Origin of the sequence: Psychrobacter sp. LV10R520-6 (assembly GCF_900182925.1) — a bacterium.
Taxonomy (GTDB): domain Bacteria; phylum Pseudomonadota; class Gammaproteobacteria; order Pseudomonadales; family Moraxellaceae; genus Psychrobacter.
This window is the reverse complement of sequence record NZ_LT900024.1, coordinates 921587-943498: the sequence shown is the minus strand read 5'-3', so window position 1 is coordinate 943498 and position 21912 is coordinate 921587. Positions and strand designations below refer to the sequence as shown.

General features: G+C 44.2%; 15 protein-coding genes. 5 read left to right on the top strand and 10 right to left on the bottom strand.

From position 1 onward, the window contains the following. The first annotated feature begins 107 nt into the window (after positions 1–107). Entirely contained in the window at positions 108–1190 is a 1083-nt protein-coding gene (locus tag U1P77_RS03850) for a 3-deoxy-7-phosphoheptulonate synthase (protein ID WP_321156069.1), read from the top strand. A 127-nt stretch (positions 1191–1317) separates the two neighbouring features. Here U1P77_RS03850 and pepN read toward each other — a convergent pair whose 3' ends face one another. Then, positions 1318–3975 carry an aminopeptidase N gene (gene pepN, locus U1P77_RS03845; protein WP_414479042.1) on the bottom strand — a complete coding sequence of 886 codons (2658 nt, stop codon included), beginning with the start codon at positions 3973–3975 and terminating at the stop codon, positions 1318–1320. Positions 3976–4372: 397 nt separating this feature from the next. Here pepN and U1P77_RS03840 point away from each other — a divergent pair, with 397 nt between their 5' ends. From U1P77_RS03840 to U1P77_RS03830, 3 genes are all read left to right on the top strand, one after another. Then, on the top strand, positions 4373–4996 hold the full coding sequence (locus U1P77_RS03840; protein WP_321156068.1) for a DUF6231 family protein: 624 nt from the start codon (positions 4373–4375) through the stop codon (positions 4994–4996). A 326-nt stretch (positions 4997–5322) separates the two neighbouring features. Continuing rightward, a complete protein-coding gene (pal, locus tag U1P77_RS03835; RefSeq protein WP_321156067.1) occupies positions 5323–5874 on the top strand; it encodes a peptidoglycan-associated lipoprotein Pal in 552 nt (183 codons plus the stop codon). Positions 5875–6251: 377 nt separating this feature from the next. Then, entirely contained in the window at positions 6252–6995 is a 744-nt protein-coding gene (locus U1P77_RS03830; protein ID WP_321156066.1) for a 4'-phosphopantetheinyl transferase family protein, read from the top strand. Between the two features lie 122 nt (positions 6996–7117). On the opposite strand, the gene U1P77_RS03825 is transcribed toward U1P77_RS03830, so the two are convergent. Then, the gene (locus U1P77_RS03825; RefSeq protein WP_321156065.1) at positions 7118–7960 is read right to left on the bottom strand and encodes a hypothetical protein; all 843 of its coding nucleotides are present in this window, start codon (positions 7958–7960) and stop codon (positions 7118–7120) included. A 649-nt stretch (positions 7961–8609) separates the two neighbouring features. Here U1P77_RS03825 and U1P77_RS03820 point away from each other — a divergent pair. Further along, entirely contained in the window at positions 8610–9368 is a 759-nt protein-coding gene (locus U1P77_RS03820) for an IclR family transcriptional regulator (RefSeq protein WP_321156064.1), read from the top strand. Between the two features lie 155 nt (positions 9369–9523). Here the strand turns inward: U1P77_RS03820 and mmsB are convergent, their stop codons facing one another. The 8 genes from mmsB to U1P77_RS03780 form a co-directional block, all read right to left on the bottom strand. Continuing rightward, positions 9524–10516 carry a 3-hydroxyisobutyrate dehydrogenase gene (gene mmsB / locus U1P77_RS03815; RefSeq protein WP_321156063.1) on the bottom strand — a complete coding sequence of 331 codons (993 nt, stop codon included), beginning with the start codon at positions 10514–10516 and terminating at the stop codon, positions 9524–9526. Between the two features lie 165 nt (positions 10517–10681). Next, complete coding sequence (locus tag U1P77_RS03810) at positions 10682–11929, bottom strand: enoyl-CoA hydratase/isomerase family protein (protein WP_321156062.1); 1248 nt, start codon at positions 11927–11929, stop codon at positions 10682–10684. A 65-nt stretch (positions 11930–11994) separates the two neighbouring features. Next, positions 11995–12777: an enoyl-CoA hydratase gene (locus U1P77_RS03805; protein ID WP_321156061.1), complete on the bottom strand. Its 783-nt coding sequence runs from the start codon at positions 12775–12777 to the stop codon at positions 11995–11997. An 85-nt stretch (positions 12778–12862) separates the two neighbouring features. Continuing rightward, complete coding sequence (locus tag U1P77_RS03800; protein ID WP_321156060.1) at positions 12863–14023, bottom strand: acyl-CoA dehydrogenase family protein; 1161 nt, start codon at positions 14021–14023, stop codon at positions 12863–12865. 172 nt (positions 14024–14195) lie between these two features. Further along, positions 14196–15680, bottom strand: a complete 1485-nt coding sequence (locus U1P77_RS03795) for a CoA-acylating methylmalonate-semialdehyde dehydrogenase (protein WP_321156059.1) — start codon at positions 15678–15680, stop codon at positions 14196–14198. Between the two features lie 511 nt (positions 15681–16191). Continuing rightward, entirely contained in the window at positions 16192–18234 is a 2043-nt protein-coding gene (locus U1P77_RS03790; protein WP_321156058.1) for a propionate--CoA ligase, read from the bottom strand. A 203-nt stretch (positions 18235–18437) separates the two neighbouring features. After that, complete coding sequence (locus U1P77_RS03785) at positions 18438–20108, bottom strand: fatty acid--CoA ligase (RefSeq protein WP_321156057.1); 1671 nt, start codon at positions 20106–20108, stop codon at positions 18438–18440. Positions 20109–20372: 264 nt separating this feature from the next. Further along, a complete protein-coding gene (locus U1P77_RS03780; protein WP_414479041.1) occupies positions 20373–21602 on the bottom strand; it encodes an MFS transporter in 1230 nt (409 codons plus the stop codon). Positions 21603–21912 lie beyond the last annotated feature (310 nt).

Genomic DNA, 21912 nt, shown 5'->3' with positions numbered 1-21912 from the left:
TTCCTCATTCCAGTTATCAGTTAATTAACTGGCCGACTACCCTTGTCAACTGGCCTTTTTCACCGCATAATGAATATTCCTATAAATTAGCTAAACGACGTATAATCATGACCACACCAGCTACTCATAACGCAGATATTGATGACGTGAATATTGAACAATTCATCCCTTTGATTACTCCCGCTGAGCTAAAAACTGAGCTCCCTCTGACAGAACCTGCCTATAATACTGTCTTGAAAGGCCGTAATACCATTCAAGATATCTTGGATGGTAAAGATAAGCGGCTGTTTGTAGTGATTGGCCCTTGCTCTATTCATGACATCAAGGCAGCACACGAATATGCTGACCGCTTAGCCGTATTGGCAAAAGAGGTTGAAGACACTATTTTTGTGGTGATGCGCGTCTACTTCGAAAAGCCGCGCACCACGGTCGGCTGGAAAGGCATGATCAATGACCCTGATATGAATGACAGCTTTGATATCGAAAAGGGTCTGCGTACTGCGCGTAAACTGTTGATTGACTTGAATGAAAAAGGTCTGCCTTGTGCCACTGAAGCACTGGATCCCAATACCCCGCAGTACATGCAAGACTTGATCAGCTGGTCAGCCATTGGTGCACGTACTACTGAAAGCCAAACTCATCGTGAAATGAGTTCAGGCTTATCTTGTCCCGTAGGCTTTAAAAATGGCACGGATGGTGGCATGACCGTCGCTGTCAATGCTATGCAAGCGGTAAAAGCTGGCCATAGCTTCTTGGGTCTGTCATCAGACGGTAAGGTCTGTATCATCAAATCCAAAGGCAACCCTTACGCCCACGTAGTATTGCGCGGTGGTAATGGCAAACCTAACTACGATGAAACGGCTGTTGAAGAAGTAGAAAACGCACTAGCTAAAGGCAAAACCAGTGGCAAGATTATGATCGACTCAAGTCATGCTAATTCTGGTAAAGACCCCTACCTGCAGCCAATGGTCATTAACAACGTTGCCGAGCAAATTCAGAACGGTAATAAATCTATCATCGGTATGATGATAGAAAGCCATCTTAAAGGCGGTAGCCAAAAATTAACCGCTGATTTGGATGCCTTAGAATACGGTATGTCAATTACTGATGGTTGCCTCGACTGGGACAGTACTGTTACTGCGATACATAACCTACGTGATATGGTAAAAGATGTTCTTCCTAATCGTTAAACGTTATTACTGATAGCTCTTTGAAATAGTCTTTATTAAAGGCTAAAAACTAAAAAATCCCATCTGTTCTCAGATGGGATTTTTTATGCTTAAGGTTTTATTGAAGTAAATATTTCTTCAATATAGTCTATACCCCTGCTGCACCCAACACACTATCTAAGCTTTCAAGAACGTGTTTAGAAGAGGCGTTCTGCTGCAAATCTAGCAGATGATCATGCGCCATTTGACGACGGGGCTCAACCAAAGTATACCAACGTGCCAGCACTTGTAACAATCGTGAAGCGACGACTGGATTAGACTCATCCAACTTTTTAATCACACCAATGTAGATATCCAAACCCTCTGGCGTCCATAGCACTGCTGGCTGCGCGGTAAAAGCGCTAATCACTGAGCGTATGCGATTGGGCGTATTCCAGTCAAAGTCATCATGAGTAAGCAAGGATTCAATAGTATCCGTGCTAACGTGGTCTGCAGAGGCTTGCACACTGAACCATAAATCAATGACCAAATCATCGGCTTGAAAGCGTTTATAAAAATCGGCCAAATAAGCATCTGCGCCTGTAACTTGATGATTGACCATGGCTTTTAGGGCACCAAAACGTTCAGTCATACAACTTGCGGCGTCATACTGCTGTTGCACCCATTTAGGTGCGGCCGCTACTTTCGCAGTTAGTGCCATATCTAGCACTACGTTGCGCAGGGCACGGGTACCGCGAGCTTCAGAGCTGTCTTCATAAGACTGTAGCGGTAGCTGCTCATATAATACGGTCCATTGATCTTTTAGCGAATCAGCAACTTTTTTATACAAGCCTTCTCGTTGTTGCTTAATTAGCACAGGATCATAATTTTTATGAATGGCCGATGCTAGCTCTTGTGGCGATGGGATATCAAGCAGGCGCGCTGCCAGCATGGCATCATCAGCGGCCAGTTTTGGCAAGGTCTTAGCCAAGGCTTGCAGATATACCTCAGGACTGCTTTTAGAACCTTGGCTTGGCAGTAAAATACGATTGACCAGCATTTGCGTCACTTGCCAGCGGTTAAAGCCGTTGGTCTCATGAGTCAATAAAAATGCCAAATCTTCATCTTTATAATCATAATTAAGCTGTACCGGTGCACTAAAATCACGTAGTAATGACACCACAGGCTCGCTTGCGACATTATCAAAGCTAAAGGTTTGCTCAGCTTGATCTAACATTAACAACCGTTCAGTGATAATGCTGCCCGTCTCTTTATCAAACAGCGCAGTCGCCACTGGAATCGGTAGCGGCTTTGGCGCATCAAACCCAGCAACATGGCGGGTCTGCTGACTTAGAGTAATGGTTAAAGTTTGGGTCTCACTATCATAGTCTTGATGACCAGATACCATTGGCGTTCCCGGCTGACGATACCAATCGATAAAATCTTCAATCTTACTATCAGTAATGCTTAGCGCCGATAAGAAGTCCTCAACCGTTACCGCTTGTCCATCATAACGACGGAAGTACTCATCCGTGCCTTTACGGAAGTTGTCTGGCCCTAAAGTATTGGCCAGCATACGCACAATTTCTGCGCCCTTCTCATATACGGTCGTGGTATAAAAATTATTAATCTCAACAAAGCTCTCAGGACGTACCGGATGTGCCAGCGGCCCAGCGTCTTCTGCAAACTGATGCGCACGCAAGGTCGCTACATCATCAATGCGCTGTACCGCACTGGATTGCTGATCCGCTGAAAAAGACTGATCGCGAAAAACGGTAAAACCTTCTTTTAGGCATAATTGAAACCAATCGCGGCAGGTAATACGGTTACCAGTCCAGTTATGAAAGTACTCATGGGCAATGACCGCTTTGACATTGAAACTGCGCGAGTCAGTAGTGGTCTCTGGACTTGATAATACACAAGCGGTATTAAAAATATTAAGGCCTTTATTTTCCATCGCACCCATATTAAATTGACTGACCGCCACTATCATATAACGATCTAAATCATACGCACGACCATAATTAACCTCGTCCCAGACCATCGCATCTTTTAATGCCTGCATACCGACCTGACATTTATCAATGTCGGTTGATTTGGCATACAGCTCAAGGGTTACTTCACGACCCTCACTGGTAGTATGATAGTCAGTGAGCACATCCAAATCGGCAACCACACAGGCAAACAAATAGCTCGGCTTATTAGTGGGGTCATGCCAAATCGCATAATGGCGGTCTGAGGTGCCTGGCACATCGCCCTGCTCGACTAAGTTACCATTGCCCAAGAGTGTTGGATAGCGTTTATCCGCTTCAATACGAGTGGTAAATATCGCGAGCACATCGGGGCGATCCGGATAAAAGGTAATCTTGCGAAAGCCTTCAGGCTCACACTGAGTGACAAACATGGTATCGCTACCACTGCCTGCCATATAAAGTCCTTCTAGTGCGGTATTGGTTTGCGGACAGATTCTTACTTGCAGCTGCAAGGTCAAGCTATCAGGCGCATCAGTAATCGTCAGCTTGCCGGCATTTTGCTGGTATCGCTCAGGCGCAAGCGGTGCACCATCAAGCATAATCGCCAGCAACTCCATCTCTTCATCACCATGAAGCACCAAATCACCGGTGGTCTGTCGCACCATTTTCAGGGTACTGTCTACCTGTGCATAGTCGTCAAACAGTTTGATATCTAAATCAACCGTATCTACATCAAAGCTGGGGGGTTTATAGTCTTGTAGATTAATTTTATTATTAATTTCACTAGGAGCATGTAGCGGTGCATCAGGCATTTCAGGATTGATAATTTGGGCGTCGTTTTCAGCGAAAGACATGGTTATTCCTATTATTGTGTACTAGCAAAGAATTATCTTGTATGAACAAAGGGTGATATTAGTATATTAAAGGTAGATGAACTTGGCTAATAAGTTAAGTTTAATTATAGTTAGCCTTCTCGCTACCTTGACCTAAGTTGCGAGATTTTCAAGAGCAAACGTCAACAAAATCGAACTTATTAGCCACATATAGTTAGTGCCTAACAAAATGGGTAAGTTAATTTCTCACAGCAACACTATATCTGTTTTAAAGTAAATCGCCTATATCGGTACGACAACCATAAAGTATGACAAAAATTGTGACAAAAACATTAAGGTCTATTATCAATTGGTTTATAAGGCTTAAAATGATTTAATAGACTTACTGGTGACCCACCTTTAATAAACGGCCTATTTTATGATGAACCACCCTACTAACTGTCCCAATATTACTTTGCCATTATTGGTAGCCTACGTTGAGGTACTACTGCCATCGATCACCAAAATACCGATAGATACTGGCGACCATACAGACACGATTAATAATAAGCATGATAACGCTGCAGAGCTGTTGTGGGTCGTACAAGACAAAGCTGAGATGTTAGCGCGGCGCGCGCAGCTGACCCAAAACACAGATGATAAAAATAACAGTGAGGCGAGTAGCTCGCATTTATCCACCTTGCCAGCCCTTGCTCAACAACCTGTGCTTGAACGTTATGAGCTTGCCTGTTTTTGGTTGCCCACGCTATCAGAGGAGCTACTACAGCAGTATATTCCGCTACTGATGGGTTATCGTGATCTGTATGCTACGCATCTGCTTATCGCCCTTGACAGTACAATAGACTTACGGGCTTATGGTTTTACTCCGTTTGATATCTTAAGCGAGCAACCTGCAATGTTAAATAATGCCACTGACCCCATGGAATCGTCGAAATCATTGACGCTTTGGCAGTTTAATTTATACGATTATAAAAAACTGCCAAATTGGCTTAATGCCGATTATTGGGCCAATCCTGAAAACTGGGACAAACATCGATGGTAGTCATTTTTATTGATGACCCCTAATTGATGATCCCTGCTAGTAAACCTTGTTTTTTCTCTTTATTCTCGTTAGATTGATAATCTAACAAAGCAAAACCTTCTCTGAATGATAAGCACTGGACAGCGTTATAACTAGAAGGATAATCAGACCTAATATAGATTGCTAACTGTATAGGGTAATAATAGACAAAATTTGACATCATTTACAGTAATGCTATTTACATAACGTAACATTAGTTCTACTATGAGTAGGAATTGCCCAAGTTTTACTATATTCTATATTCAGTTTAAAAATAACAAATTTGCTTAAAAATTTAGGAGCTCGTCATGTCTATTCAAGTCGTTTTATCTAACCCTGTGTCAAAGAATCGTTTCGCTAAAATTGCTGCACTTGCCGTATTATCAAGTGCTGTGGCGCTAACTACGGGTTGTGCTACCAAGCGTGCAACCTCTGAGGTTGTCATTGCCCCTTTAGGTATTCCAAGTGGTCAAGTAGGATATACGGGCGCTGTTATTGTGGATAATCCAAATGCCATTATTACTGCCGCTGATAATTTACAAGCTGTGGTATATTTTGGTTTTGATAGCAGCGAGATTACCTCACAATCAGCAAGCATACTGAATCAACACGCCAGTCTGTTAAACTCAAACGCAAATGCTGGCGTGCTTATCGCTGGTAATACCGATGAGCGCGGTAGCCGTGAATACAATATGGCATTGGGAGAGCGCCGTGCACAGTCTGTCAGTGGTTACCTTGCTGCCCAAGGCGTATCTGCTAGTAATATCCGTGTGATTAGCTACGGCGAAGAGCGTCCTGTTGCTACCGGTACTACTGAAGAAGCCTATGCACAAAACCGCCGTGCTGAGCTGTCTTATTAATATAGTCGGTACACTTCAAAACAGCTACAGTGCCGCTGGTAGAAATTTTTGCAGCCTCTGTCTGGCGAAGCGCACAGCACGCTAGAAAATTTTTACCAGGGGCACGCATTTATCTATGGAACGCTTTTATTTAGCATTGACTGTAGCTATTAAGCACAAGTAATGCATATTGATCAAAAAATCCCAGCAATATAAGTATTGCTGGGGTTTTTAAGTTAGGCAATTTTAATGAGTTATTATTCTTAGCAACTGGCTCTTACTCAGCCTCATTCAAAATATTTAAAAGCTCTGATGTTTGTCTACTATACGTAATGAAATAATGAAGCTACCAACAACTCTTTCTCAACAATTCTTATAGTTACTCATATAAACAACTTATGCAAAATTTGACCTTACGTCATATCCACTATACCCAGCTTGACCCTACAACCTGGTGCGTAACTGCGCAAGTCAGTTCACAGTTACCGCTGAGACTAGGGTCTAAACCACAGCAGCCATTAGCATCAAATATATTATGCTCCTACCCTATTAAGCTCCATTCTTTCTATTGGCGACACTGCCCTTTTCAGACCTCATTGTCAGCGATAAAAAATGCAGCCAATAAGCGACAACAACAACGTAATGGTGTTCGCCTGCTGCTGCAAGACCTACTCTCTAAGCTCGCTATCATTGACACGTTAGATGACTCCCAATTCCCTTACCGACTTGAAAATAACAGATATTATGTGTGCTTCAGTCATTCAGGGAACAGTCGGCTAAATGACAAGGTCGCTGTCGTTATTAGTCACCGACGCCCGGTTGGCATCGATATTGAAACCCAAGATGTTGCATGGCAGGTAGCTCAGCGTTTTTATCATCCCTCTGAAATTGCTATTTTAGCTGAGTTATCTATAGAACAACGAATCGCTATTTCTAAATATTTATGGCAAATCAAAGAGAGCTTTATTAAGGTATATCACTATAAATTGGCGCAAGGCTTAGGAATGGACTATACGTCTCTTATTCCTGCGCTGATGAATAGTTTTATTCAAGAAAGCCATTCACCCATCATAATTAACACTAGCAAAACAGGTTATCAAATTGCCATTTTACCTTTTCAACAAACGATTATTGTTTTTTAAAGGCCTGTGCTACCTAATATTTTTATTTGATTAGGACTTTATTTTGCACATAAAAAAACGGCCCGAAGGCCGTTCTTTTTTAGCTTACTGAACTATTTACAGAATCTAATGACTTCTGTAAATTAGAAGCGGTAAGTTGCGCCTAGTTTGACAATTGGTAACCACTCGATGTAGTTTTCGTCTTCTAGCTCATTTTGAGCTTCTGCCGCTACTTGAGCAGAGGTTTTACCTGATCCTAAGTTGCTGCCTTTTACACCTACGTTAGTAGATGTACCGTTTGAGCGAACTGTGGCGTCGGTTTTGCCTAGATAAGCAGCACCGATTTCGCCGAATACACCCCAGTTGTTACCAATATTTGGACGGAAACCAATAGTAGCATAAGGGGCTAACTTGTTACGATGCTCTAGACTACCTTGTAGAGTACCTACGTCATTAGCGTTATATTCAACGTCATCGATTTTATATACACCACCATTAGGATTAGAAGTTACATCCAGATCATTATCAGGCACGATAATACCAGCACCCACAGTGAACCAGTTAGCTGCAGGACGTAGTTGCACACCCATGTATGGGTTGCTGAAATCAGAATCAACATCATAATTGACATCATTAACGTCGAAATCACCGCCGAACAGATCAGCTACGTCGCCACCTGCCCAACCGGCTTGTAGTTCAACTTTGTCGTTAAGTGAATAACCGACGCTAGCACCATAACCTAGTGTACCCACTTCAGCGCTAACAGATGCTGGATGGATCGCTGTATTGAATAGAGTCTTAGTACCACCAAAAATAGCACCAGTGGTATTACGGATAATACCCGCATCGCTGTTATATTGGCTAGCAGGAGCCGCTTCGTATGACATTGCATTATCATTGTCAACAACAATGATAGGATCAGCTGCTAGAGCAGCAGTTGACGCTAGAACAGCGGCAGATAGTGCAGTTAATTTGATAAGCTTCATAATTACTCTCCTAAAATATGTGAAATAACTCGCCCATAAAAATGATAATTTAGATTTTTTAGAACCATCATTTTAATGAGCAGATTAAAAAAATTTTGGCTCAAAAAGTCACCCCTATGGACGCGTTTTTTGTTTGCTATTATGTAAAGATTGCGTAGGTATTGTAATAATTGCTACACCAATCTGTAAAAAACTGTTTTTTAGTTACAGAATACTCTCAAAGTAACTAAACAGCGTAAACATGAACATCAAAAATCTTAATGTTCATGTAAGGGTATTACAAAACATGTCATCATAATGACGTAACCCTTAAAATTACTCAATGACAGTTATATGGCTTATTATTACAGTTTGTTGTGGTTTGTGAGTTGATGTATCATTGGTTGCTGATAGAAACAAACTTCGCCAATCGCAGCAATAGCACTATAACCACCCAATACACACTATAGTTTAGTTATACTGAATAGGATGCTGAAGTTCACATTATGCTAAACTAACTATTAGCATTTTATTCTTATAATAGCTGTTCAATCATGCTTATTTTTCAACATTGGCTTTTAAACGCTAATTCTTAATAGTCATTAGTTCATTGTTTATTGCCTGTCACTGTTTTCCGCTTTTCTCTTTTTATTCTTATTGAGCTGTTTATATGCCTAAAGTATCATCAATTACCCGTGTGTTAGAGATTATAGAAGCGGTGACCTATGCCTCAAAACCCATCTCACCGCTTGAGCTATCACAAACGCTTGAGATTCCGAAGCCAACCATCCATCGGTTAATTCAAAACTTAGTTGATGAAGGGTTTGTAGCGGTTGAGATTGGTGGCGGTATCATTCCGGGTAAGCGGGTACGCAATCTAAGCGTCGAGCTTTGGCAGCAGCGGCTATTCTTTAATGAGCGACAAATGATTTTGCAAAAGCTGGTTGATGAAACTAAGGAGACTTGTGGTATTGGCATTCCTTACCATATGGATATGATCTATACCAACCGTGCACAGACAACCTTGCCATTACAGATTTATTTGCCAGTGGGGGCGAAATCGCCGATGTGGTGTACAGCCACTGGTAAGCTCTATCTTAGCCAATTGCCCATATCCAATCGCCGTAAAATGCTACAGAGCTTACCGCTCAGTAAATTCACCAAAAATACGATTGTTGATATTGATACCTTAAATGCTGAGCTTGATCACATCGCCAAAACGGGTATAGGTATTGATAACGAAGAGTTCATCTCTGAGATGGTGGCAGTGGCAGTACCTATATTAGATAAAAAGTCACGCTATTTGGCATCGCTGTATTTGCATGCCCCGACGATACGGGTGTCTTTAGACGAGCTACTAACACATGTGCCGCGCTTACGTACCGCCGCGCAAGACATTCAAACATTGGTTTATGAATTACAGAATTAAATGTTAAGTGATAGGCTAAAATAACAAACCGATCCTAATTATAAAAAGTCCGCCTGCTCTATTAACCTTATTAAGGCTGTAGCGCAGGCGGACTTTTTTGAAGTTTTTAAAGCTCATTTACTTTAATGCTAACGTTGATTAAAAAAACCACTCTGTTACGTAGGTAATACTGAACGGTCATGACGCGCCATAATGCTCGAAAAATCTTTATCACCATACTCAACAGCATGCTCATTATACAACTCAGCCGCCTTAGCACCCATCGGCGTATCGACCTCAGTATCTTGTGCGTTTTTCATCGCAAGATTGAGATCTTTTTGCATCAGTTTACTCATAAAGCCGCCTTGGTAACCATTGCTTGACGGCACATTATCCATCACTTGCGGATAAGGGTTATAAACCTCTAGCGTCCAGTTACGTCCTGAGCTTTGTAGCATAATATCTGACAATACTTTAGGGTCTAGACCATTCTTGACACCCAAGCTGATTGCCTCTGCGGTTCCAGCCATCAAAATACCGAGTAGCATGTTATTACATATCTTCGCTACTTGTCCGGCACCATGATCACCAGCATGAAAGACATTCTTACCCATTATCGCTAATATCGGCTCAGCTTTCGCAAATGCCTCAGCGCTACCGCCAACGATAAAGGTTAAGCTGCCCGCAATAGCGCCGCCTGTGCCACCGGAAACCGGGGCATCCAAGAAATCAACGCCCAACTTAGTAGCAGCGTCCGCGACCACACGAGCATCCTCTGCAGCAATGGTGCTGCTATCGATGACTAGGGTGCCTTTCGGCAAGTCCGATAACAAACCACTTGTTGCTGCGCCATCTGCCGCATCTGAACCATCCTTCCCTAAATAAACAGAATGTACGTGCTTGCCAGCGGGCAACATACTGATAACCACTTGAGCATCAGCAGCTGCGGCCTTGGGGCTATCGGCGACGCGTGCGCCTGCTTGCTGTAATCGCTGCGTCGCGGCATCAGATAAATCAAACACACTTAGTGTATAGCCCGCCTTGAGCAGATTCTCTGCCATTGGCGCACCCATATTACCAAGACCGATAAAGGCAATATTAGGCTTAGTGCCTTCGTTACCTGTGGCACTGCTATCATCGTTCTTTTTTGCCGTTTTCGTTGCGCTCATCTCATCACTCCTTGATGATTAGGTGGTCAGCACTGCTTGTCTGTACTGAATAGTAAAAGCTATTAAAGGGTAAAAGGGACTACTTTATTTTATTAAATTCATAACGCTATCATTGATATGTCTGTATTTAGCGTACACTTTGATATCTAGCGTACACCTTGATATCTAACGCACACACTGCACAGCCAATGACTCAGCGCCTAACCAGTCAGAGAGCGGATGTTCACCTTCAGGATAAGGGTTAACAAAATGCTGCTCAATATACTCGCGCCCTTCTACGCTCAAGCATTCTGCTAATGAGCGCGACCACTGTGGATTTTTATCTTTATCCATAAGTAAGGCACGCACGCCTTCTTTAAAGTCAGGGTTCGCGGCACAATGTACAGCAACATTAGTCTCTAGATATAAGACTTGCTCTATTGAAAGTTCAGCGACTTTATGGAATAGCGCATAGGTTAAAGCTACAGTCACCGGACAGCCTTGGCGATAGGTAGCCACCGCCCGTTGCGTCCAGCTATCCTGAGCAAAATCAGCATCAAGTTGCATTAGCGCCTCATCATCGCGCATCATGGCATCAATATCTGCCAAGCCGCCGCTAGTCATCAGCTTCTGAATAGGCTGCCAATATAACGCCAACTTACTACCGGGAAGGTCCGCTCTTGGTTGGGAGGCCAACGCATGGCTGGTAATGCTATACGCGGTATCAGCTTGATTGGTATCAACCGCCGCTTGCCAATTGCTCTGGATTAAACGTTGTATAATGGCATCGTAGTCACTGCTGGCTACCGCATATTCGGCAAGATTGGCCAGTAGTGCATCATTACCATTACACTGCGCGCCAGTCAGGCCCAAAAACAAACCCATCTTGGCCGGTATACGTTGCAAGAACCAGCTGCCGGAGGCATCAGGAAACAAGCCAATAGTGACCTCAGGCATCGCAAAACGGGTACGTTCAGTGACTAAGCGATGGCTACAACCTGACATCATGCCCATGCCACCGCCCATAATAATGCCGTCACCCCATAATATTAATGGCTTAGTATAAAAATGCATTTGGCGGTATAGACGGTACTCATGACTAAAGAACTCGGTTGCATAAGGGTTCGGTAGTGGCGCGGTTTGCGACATACTGTCATAAAGCTTACGGATGTCACCGCCCGCACAAAATGCCTTATCGCCTGCCCCTTTTAATAATATTGCCACCACTTGTTCATCGTTTTGCCACTGCTCAAGTTGATGCGATAATAATTGACACATTTCAACACTCAAAGCATTTAAAGACTTAGGCGTATTTAAGGTCATGATCCCAATGAGATGTCCGCAATCAGTCGCTTCGGCATTAAAGAGAACTGGCGCTTCTGGCGCTGTGGATGGTTCTTGCGTGGTTTGCTTGGTATTGTCGGCTGCTGTCATAGTAGTGACCTATCAATAATGAACAATCAAAAAATATTGCTGTGTTAAATGTTTACAAACGGATGCTACTTATTTTGCCAATTGGGCGCGCGTTTGTCTAAAAAGGCTTGAACCCCTTCTCGTTGATCCATAGTATCGAATAACTTAACAAACGCTTCGCGCTCTTTAACAAGGTTTTGCGCTGGCGGCGTATACCTAGCGGCTTGGATCAATTTCTTAGAATGACTGACAGCAACTGGTGACTGCTTAGCCGCTTTTTGTGCCAAAGCTTGTGCCGCTTCCAGACCTTTACCTTTATCAACCACTTCTTCAACCAAACCAATACGCAGCGCAGTCGCTGAGTCTATCCGCTCACCGCACAGTATCATGCGTTTTGCCCAACCTTCACCGACCAGCCATGCTAAGTTTTGAGTGCCACCAGCGCAAGGCAATAAACCAACACCCGTCTCTGGTAATGCCATTTGTGCATGATCTTCAGCGATACGAATATCACAAGCTAACGCACATTCAAGTCCGCCGCCCATGGCATAGCCGTTAATGACTGCGATACTGACCCCGCGATAAGCCGACAAGGCTTCAAAGGCCTCACCAAAAGCAATCGCCATACTGACTGCGCGACCTTTATCACCATCAGAAAAGTTATTGAGATCCGCACCAGCTGAAAAGAACTTCTCGCCATCGCCATGAATGATTAACGCATAAACTTCATCATTAGCATTGAGGTCACTCATCAACTGCTTAAGCGCTTGAAGACTGTCCATTGTCCAAGTATGTGCAGGCGGGTTATTCAGTGTCAAAGTGGCAACATGGCCATCAATTGATAAATTCAAATTAGTATAGTCCGTCATAAATAATCCTTTATTTTTGATTGCTATTTTTATAATACTATCCGTAAATATATAACATCAGATACTGGATATTAGCTGTTAAATATTAGCGTAAATTGCTGAGTGCATCGTCTTGTAACAGCTGACGTGAGATAATCACCCGCATGATTTCATTGGTGCCTTCTAATATTTGATGGACACGCAAATCGCGAACATGACGCTCAAGTGGGTATTCATTCAGGTAACCATAGCCACCATGTAGCTGTAAGGCTTCGTTTGCGACATCAAAGCTAAGATCGGTTGATAAACGCTTAGCCATGGCACAATAGGCCGAGGCTTGCGGATCGTTTTGATCAACTTTGCTGGACGCTAGATATAGCATTTGGCGTGCGGTAATCGTTTGAGTGAGCATATCGGCAAGCTTAAACTGTACCGACTGTAGCTCGGCAATCGGGCTGCCAAACTGGCTGCGTTCTTTGACATAATCGGTCGCGGTCTCAAGCGCTGCTTGTGCCGTACCTACCGCACAAATACCAATATTAATACGCCCGCCATCAAGGCCTTTCATAGCAATACGAAAGCCTTGGCCTTCCTCGCCTATCAAATTGGACGCGGGTACTTTGACATCTTTAAAACTGATAGTGCGCGTTGGCTGTGCTTTCCAGCCCATTTTGTGCTCGTTTTTACCGTATTCGATGCCTTCGCTATGCGCATCGACCACGAATGCTGAGACACCCTTTGGTCCACTATCACCCGTACGTGCCATGACTACCAATACATCGGTCTCGCCAGCGCCTGAGATAAATGCTTTTTCACCGTTTAGTACATAATGATCGCCTTGCTTGTCTGCTTTGGTACGCAAAGAGGCCGCATCAGAACCGGCGCCAGCTTCGGTTAGACAATAACTGCCCAGCCACTCACCGCTGACCATTTTGGGTGTATATTGCTGGCATAATTCTGCGCTGCCGTACTCACCGATCATCCATGACACCATATTATGGATACTCATATAAGAAGCTACGGAAGTATCACCCCATGCCAGTTCCTCAAAAACAATAGCGGAATCTAGACGCGGTAGCCCTAAGCCACCGTACTCTGGATTGGTATATAGCCCTAAAAAACCAAGCTCCCCAGTTTTTTTAATCACATCGACTGGGAAGTGCGAGGTGCGGTCCCACTCAGCAGCGTTGGGCTTAAGCTCTTTTAAAGAAAACTGTCGGGCGGTCTGTCTAAAGGCAACTTGATCGTCGGTTAATGAAAAATCCATGAGGTTATCCTTGTGCTATAGGCACAGTACATAAGTAGAAGGCTAAGTATAATACATCGTTACTTTGATATAAAAGCAGTACGAGGAAATCAAACTCAGATAGTAGCTAACGTATCAAAGTTAACATAGTAAGCGAGGTTGATACTGTACCGCAAATATATTTGATTAACACCTATATTGAGATCGTGGTATTCACACCGCGGCTTGCCTCATCGTCAAACCAGCGCGCCGTTACGGTCTTAGTTTGGGTATAAAACTGTACTGCCTGCTTGCCATAAGGGCCGAGAGCGCCAAGCTTACTACCACGTGAGCCTGAGAAAGAGAACATCGGTAGTGGCACAGGAATCGGTAAATTAATCCCGATTTGACCAACCATGATGTCTTGTTGGAATTTATGCGCAGCGGCTCCTGATTGAGTAAAGATAGCCGTGCCATTACCATTCGGATTGGCATTAAGCAGCTCTATTGCGTCATCCAGGCTATCGGCACGCATGATGCATAGTACCGGGCCAAATATTTCTTGTTGATAGATTTGCATATCGTTAGTGACGTTATCAAAGATAGTTGGGCCAACGAAGTTACCTTTCTCAAAGCCTTCGACGGTAAGACCTCGGCCATCAAGCAGTAAGCTTGCGCCTTCCTCTACGCCAGTGGCAATCAGATGCTCAACGCGCTCTTTGGCAGCAGGTGATATCAGTGGCCCTAAGTCTTTATCATGCTTGCCGGCGGAGACTACTAAGCCTTCGGCTTTTGCTTTAATCTCGTCAACCCATTCGCCAGCCTCGCCGACTAACACCACTACCGATAGTGCCATACAACGTTGACCAGCAGCGCCAAATGCGGCGCCTGCCAATTGATTGAGGGTTTGTTCTTTATTAGCATCAGGAAGGATAACCGCATGGTTCTTGGCACCCATCATGCACTGCGCACGTTTGCCTGATTGGCTAGCGCGCTCATAGACATGCTTACCAACAGCAGTAGAGCCTACAAAAGAGACTGCTTTAATATCAGGATGATCACAGATAGCATCGACCGTGTCCTTGCCACCATGTACAACGTTCAGTACACCTTCAGGAACGCCCGCTTCTACTGCCAGCTCTACCAAACGCATGGTAACCATCGGATCTTGCTCAGAAGGTTTTAAAATAAAAGTATTACCAGTGGCTATGGCCATTGGGAACATCCATAGCGGAATCATCGCTGGGAAGTTAAACGGAGTGATACCTGCGCAGACGCCAAGAGGTTGCCAGATACTATAAGTATCCACACCAGATGCGACGTTTTCGACATAGTCACCAATTTGTAAATTGGCAATACCGGCCGCATGCTCGACCACTTCTAAACCGCGAAACACATCACCGCGCGCATCGGCAATCGTTTTACCTTGCTCGGCGGTTAAGATTTCTGCCAGCTCATCCATATGCTCGCGAATTAGGGCTTGGTATCTTAGGAAAATACGCGCACGAGTGGTAATCGGTGTTTTACGCCAGGTTTGAAAAGCGGTTTGGGCGGCGGCGACTGCTTGATTAATCTCATCGTTGGTGGTTTGCGGCACCTTGGCGATGACTTCTTGAGTTGCCGGATCAGTGATATCAAGCCATTCATTGGTGGCTGATTTGGTGAATTGACCATTGATGAGTTGCTGGACGTGATGCATAAGATATCCTTATCTTGTCTGCGAGACTGCCGCTAAGCTACTTCGCTTATAGGGCAGTTTCTTTATTCATTAAAAGGTGAGTAAAACATCATTTATTAACAACTGATTTTCTTATTATCAACTATATTTAAAATGATTTAATACGTATCGTTATTGACTATAACAATAAAACAATTTTAGGGTCAAGTGCTTTATTAAAGTTTTAGTAAAGTAGATCATTTATAAATAGCAACGTTGCTATCAATGTTGTTATCAACAGAGTGGCTAATTTATTTGAAGTGAACTACGTCAAAAAATATTAAGCTAATAAAAAAGCCCATGGTTGCCCATGAGCTTAGATGTTTACTGTTAATCGTTAGGATAAGTATTCATTATTAATACGCGACTCTCAACTTAATAGGGGCTATCGTAGGCTGGTGCTTTTAGCCCAGTCAATCGTAACCATTTGCCAAAAACGCTGGGCTAAAGCCACAGCCTACGCCAAAAATTATGATAGTTGAGAGTGGGGTTATTAATAATCTTTCATAGACTGCTTGACCGCATCAATGGCGGTTGGGTTATCAAGAGTTGACATATCACCTGTGGCCTTGCCTTCTGCCAAGGCTCGGATAGCACGGCGTAGGATTTTACCGGAACGGGTTTTCGGTAGTGCTTGTGGAAAATATACCGCCGCTGGACGCGCAATACCGCCAAGAGACTTAACCACTGCGCCAATAATCTGCTGCTCAAGGCGAAAGCGACTTTCGGTCGTTGCCACTTGTTCATGATCTCTGAGTACACAAAACGCGATGGGTAACTCGCCTTTGAGTTCATCATGAATACCCACAACCGCGCACTCTGCCATTTCTGGATGGGTACTGATGGCCTCTTCGATTTCTTGGGTACCAATACGATGACCGGCGACATTGATGACATCATCGGTACGACCTAAAATATAAAAGTAGCCGTCCTCATCAGTCACCGCATAGTCTGAAGTAGAGTACTCATTGCCATCAGACAAGCTAAAGTAGCTGTCAATAAAGCGCTCATCATTACGCCAAACGGTGGTTAAGCAGCCTGGTGGTAACGGTGCAGTAATGGCCAGCAAGCCCTTTTCGCCCGCAGCGCAACGCTCACCAGTTTCCTCATTAATAACATGTGCATCATAGCCATACATCGGATAACCAGGCGAACCTTGTTTATGCGGTTTATGGTTAAACTTCGGCGTATTACTTAAGATCGGCCAGCCCGACTCGGTTTGCCAATAATGGTCCAAAATTGGTACGCCCAGATGCTTTTTTAACCAATCTGCTGTGGACTGATCAAGGGGCTCGCCAGCTAAAAAGAAGGACTTGAGACTGGAGACATCGTAGCGCGTCATCCAGGTCTCATCCTGCTTTTTGAGCATGCGCACGCCAGTGGGGGCGGTAAATAAGATATTGACCTTATTGGCCTCAACAATGCGCCACCAGATACCCGGATTCGGACGATGCGGTAGCCCTTCATACATGACGCTGGTCATACCTGCTAATAGCGGTGCATAAATAGTATAAGAGTGACCCACTGCCCAGCCGATATCCGATATCGCCCAAAAGGTTTCGCCGGCCTTACCATCATAGATATAGTCCATAGAAGTAGTCAGCGCCACGGCATGACCGCCTGTATCACGCTGTACCCCTTTTGGCGTACCGGTCGTACCGGAAGTATAAAGTAAATACGATGGGGTATTAGACTCTAGCCACACCGGATCGACGATGGCATTGGCCTCGCAGCTAACACGGCGCTCAGTCGCATAGTCAACATCTAATGCCTGCGGTTTAAAAGGTAAAATACCGCGATCAACGACCAGCACATGTTCAGGCTTAACGGTTGCTTGCTCAATCCCTTGATTAACCAGACTTTTATAATTAATAACTTTACCACCGCGTAGACCAGCATCCACGGTGATGACCATTTTTGCCTCGGCATCATCCATACGTATCGCTAAATTATGGGCCGCAAAGCCGCCAAATACCACCGAATGGATGGCACCAATACGCGCACAAGCTAGCATGGCATAAGCCGCTTCCAAAATCATCGGCATATAAATGATGACTCGATCGCCTTGCCCGACACCGTGACGCTGAAGCACATCAGCAAAATAATTAACTTCTTTATATAGGTCGTTATAAGTCAGACGGCGCTTGGTATAGTCGGTATAAAACTCAACGTTATTGCCTAAATCGCTAAAGGCATCGATCACGGCTGGGTAGGTTTCCGTTAATTCTTGATTGATTTCTGAGGACAGCCAAATAAAAGCATCTTGCTCAGCACGATCAGGCAGATGGCGATCGACACAGTTATAGCAAAGATTGGTCTCACCGCCAACGAACCACTTAGCAAACGGCAAATTACTGTCATCAAGGATTTGCTCCGGCTCTTTATGCCAGTAGATACGCTTCGCTTGCTCTGCCCAGAACTGCTCGCGATCATTGATAGATGACTGATAAATATCAGCAAAGGTGGGCGTTTGCTTAGCGGTTACTGTATTTTCAGAGGTTTGATTAGAGACTTGATTGGTGGCTTGCTCGCTCATAGTGGCTATCCTTAGCGTAAACGAAATACAACGAAATGAAATATAGTGCAATACAACCTTGTTAAATGACATCGTAGCATTATTATAATGGAACTTTGGCTATCCATGCCAAAACTGGAAAAACCGATACGTTATGTATCGGTTTAAAATGTAGCAGAGCTAGCAATAAAGGTCAACTGTTAAGCATATAGAATATTGAGTGCTTACACTTCCGTTTGATTGGCATACATCTCGCGCATGACTTTTTTGTCGTGTTTGCCAACCGAGGTTTTAGGCAGTTCATCAACGAATTTGAACTGGCTGGGCACACCATACTTAGGAATAATGCCTTTACTGGCCGCTTGCTCAGCAATGGCTTTGATATCATCGGCGCTGGTATCTTGGCAATCAGGTTTGAGGACCACTAACGCTAGCGGACGCTCGCCCCACTGCTTATCACGAATACCAATCACTGCCACATCAGAGACTGACGGATGCAAAGATAAAATGGTCTCAATCTCTAACGATGATATCCACTCGCCGCCAGATTTAATCACGTCTTTGAGACGATCCGTAATTTTTATAGTGCCATCAGGTTGCATATAGGCAATATCTTGGGTGTGCATATAGCCATTTTCCCACAGCTCAGTACCAGCATCATCATTTTTGAGATAGCTTTGGGTTAACCACGGCGCGCGCAATACCAGCTCACCAGTGTGGTCTTTACCGGTAGCAACCGACTGATTGTCTTCGCCCCAAACTTGCGCATCGACCATTAGAACCGGCTTGCCAGTCATGCAACGGCGATTGATATCTTCTTCCTCGCTCATCTCAGGCTCATCGAGACTAAAGTCGGTCAAGCTAATCAGTGGCGCGGTCTCAGACATACCGTAGCCAGTATATACCTCAATCCCTTGTGCCAATGCCGATTTTGCTAAGCCTTCGGTCAGCCTTGAACCGCCAATAATCATTTTCAGCCCATTAAAGCTGGCATCACGGTCTTGCGCTTCTTTGAGCACCATCTGCAAAATTGTGGGTACGCAGTGAGTAATACTCACCTTTTCATTGATAATTAAGTCGAGCAAAGTATCAGGCGCATAGCGGCCCGGATACACTTGCTTCAAACCAGTCATGGTTGCAGTAAACGGGAAACCCCATGCATGTACATGGAACATCGGCGTCATAGGCATATACACGTCCCCATAACTGACGCCTTGCTTATTCGGTAACATACCAAGTGACGCCGCTTCCGCCATAGTATGGAGTACCAATTGGCGATGGCTAAAGAAAACGCCTTTAGGATCGCCGGTCGTACCTGAGGTATAAAAGGTCGTGGCAATGGTATTTTCATCGAAGTCAGGAAAATCAAAGGTATCATCAGAAGCTTCTAATAACGCCTCATACTCACCAACCACGCGGCTTTGGTTACTACCAAACACCCCTTCAACGGTCATACCGTTATCATCTAGCCAAATAATATGCTCAATACTAGAATTTTCAAACTGATAGTTCTTCACCAGCTCAGCAAACTCAGAGTTAAGCATTAGAACTTTAGGCTTCGCATGGTTGATGGTGTAAAGGACTTTTTCTGGTGACAGACGAATATTAACGGTTTGTAAAATATACTGCGACATCGGTACGGCAAAATAGGATTCTAAATAACGATGGCTATCCCAATCCATTACCGCGATCACATCACCCGCCGCAAGGTTCAAGCTTTCTAAAACATTGGCCAAGCGATTGATACGGGTAAACAGCTCAGCGTAAGTTAGGCGTTTTTTATCTGCATAAACAATTTCTTGGTCGAGCGATACCGTTTTGGCACGGTTTAATAATTGCTTGATAAGTAATGGGAATTCATAGGCGGACGGCGCACTGGGATAAGTGTTTGACATAGGTTAGACTTCCTTGTGAATGTTATAAAAGTAACATTATAAAAGTAACGTTATAAAAATATAGACAAGTAACTTTTGAGTCATTGTAATTGGTTTTAAGACTAACGGATTATTGTCATACAGACAAATATTTTTGATAACGTGCTTATGGATAGTAAGAAAAAACCAGTACCATGTAAAGCGTGCTTACGTAAGTGTAATAGGCCTACCCGTTCGATATCTAGCGTTTAACTGCTCGCTTTATTGTGCTATGTCAAAGCTGCTCTAAGTTGCGCGATTTTTGGTTTTAATCATTCCAAAGCTTGCTATTAATAGCGCTAAGACTTGTACCAATAATAACAGCCATATCGTCAGCTTCCATTCTCCGCGGGCATAGGCCAATCCGCACAGCCATGCGCCCAAGGTACCGCCAGCGTAATAGCCCATGTAATATAAACCGGAGGCCAATGAGCGTCCTTTTTTGACATTGACTGCGATATAACTGATAGTCGCCGCTTGGGTAATAAATACACCTGTGGACATGATGGCAAGCCCAACAATGATACCCCATAGCGGCGTCACGAGTGTTAAGAGCACCCCCATCATCGAGACAATCACCGCTACCCGAACTGTCCGCGCAGCACCAAATCGGCGTAGCAGCGTGGTCGATAGTGGAGTGATGACAACCCCAATCAGATAAACTGCAAAGATATTGGCCAGTTGGCCAGTGCTCAGCTCGTATGGGGTCTTGGCAAGATGTAGATTAATAAAGGTAAAGCAGCCTACCAAGGAGAATAATACGCAGGCGCCAAGCAAGCAGGCAGTAACGACGTAACGGTTGGTCAAATGTTCGCCAAGCGTCTGTATGGCTGAGCGAAAGTTAGGATTGGCTTCAAAACAGCGCGATACCGGTAGCATTTTTCCCACCCACAACGCACCGATCAGCGTCATTGCTGCCATCACATAATAGCCCTGCCGCCAGCCAATGAGTTCATGTAAATGACCCAGTAAAAACCGCCCCATAAAGCCGCCAAACACTGAGCCTGAGACATAAAATGACATCAAATCGGTAACGGCGCGACCTTCGAACTCTTCGCCGATATAAGCAATGGTCACCACCGTAATACCGGGGACAGACAGTCCCTGCATGAACCGAAAAAACCCTAGCCAGCCCATACTTGGGCTTTGAGCAATTAAAGCGGTGGGTATCGCTAAGAACAGTAACGCCCCGACGATAAAGGACTTACGCCCCACCGCATCAGAGAGCATGCCTAAAAATGGTGACATAATTGCAATCGCCATCACTGTCGCCCCAACGATCATACCCGCTTGCACTTCAGTGGCAGAAAAATCCGTCATTAGTACGGGCAACACCGCTTGGATCGAATACACCTGTAAAAATGCAAACATGCCGATTAAGCCGATGGTTAATTTCAAAATCCATGAGGGCGAGTTGGACTGCAGGGATAAAGGCGATAAGGCAGAATCTTGAGTCTGGTTTATAGAGTTATTCACGAGGAGGCTGACTATTTTGGTTATGCCACAGCAGTTAGACGCAAGTTAGCTGGGCGTGGGTGATAGAAATAGAGCGATAAACGCCGACACTTATCATCATTTATATTCATGACAATAAGCTTGTTATGGTAGCACATTGAGTGGCAGGCTTAGGGCGCAAAGTGTGGTGTAAGTTTGATCGTTAAAAATAAAAACCCAACCTGTCACGACAGCAGTTGTCGTCGTGATAGACTCGACCCTTGTTTTTTATTGATTGGTTTCTTATACTGGTATTAGACGGTAATTTTATAGACATTAATTGGTTGTTGTT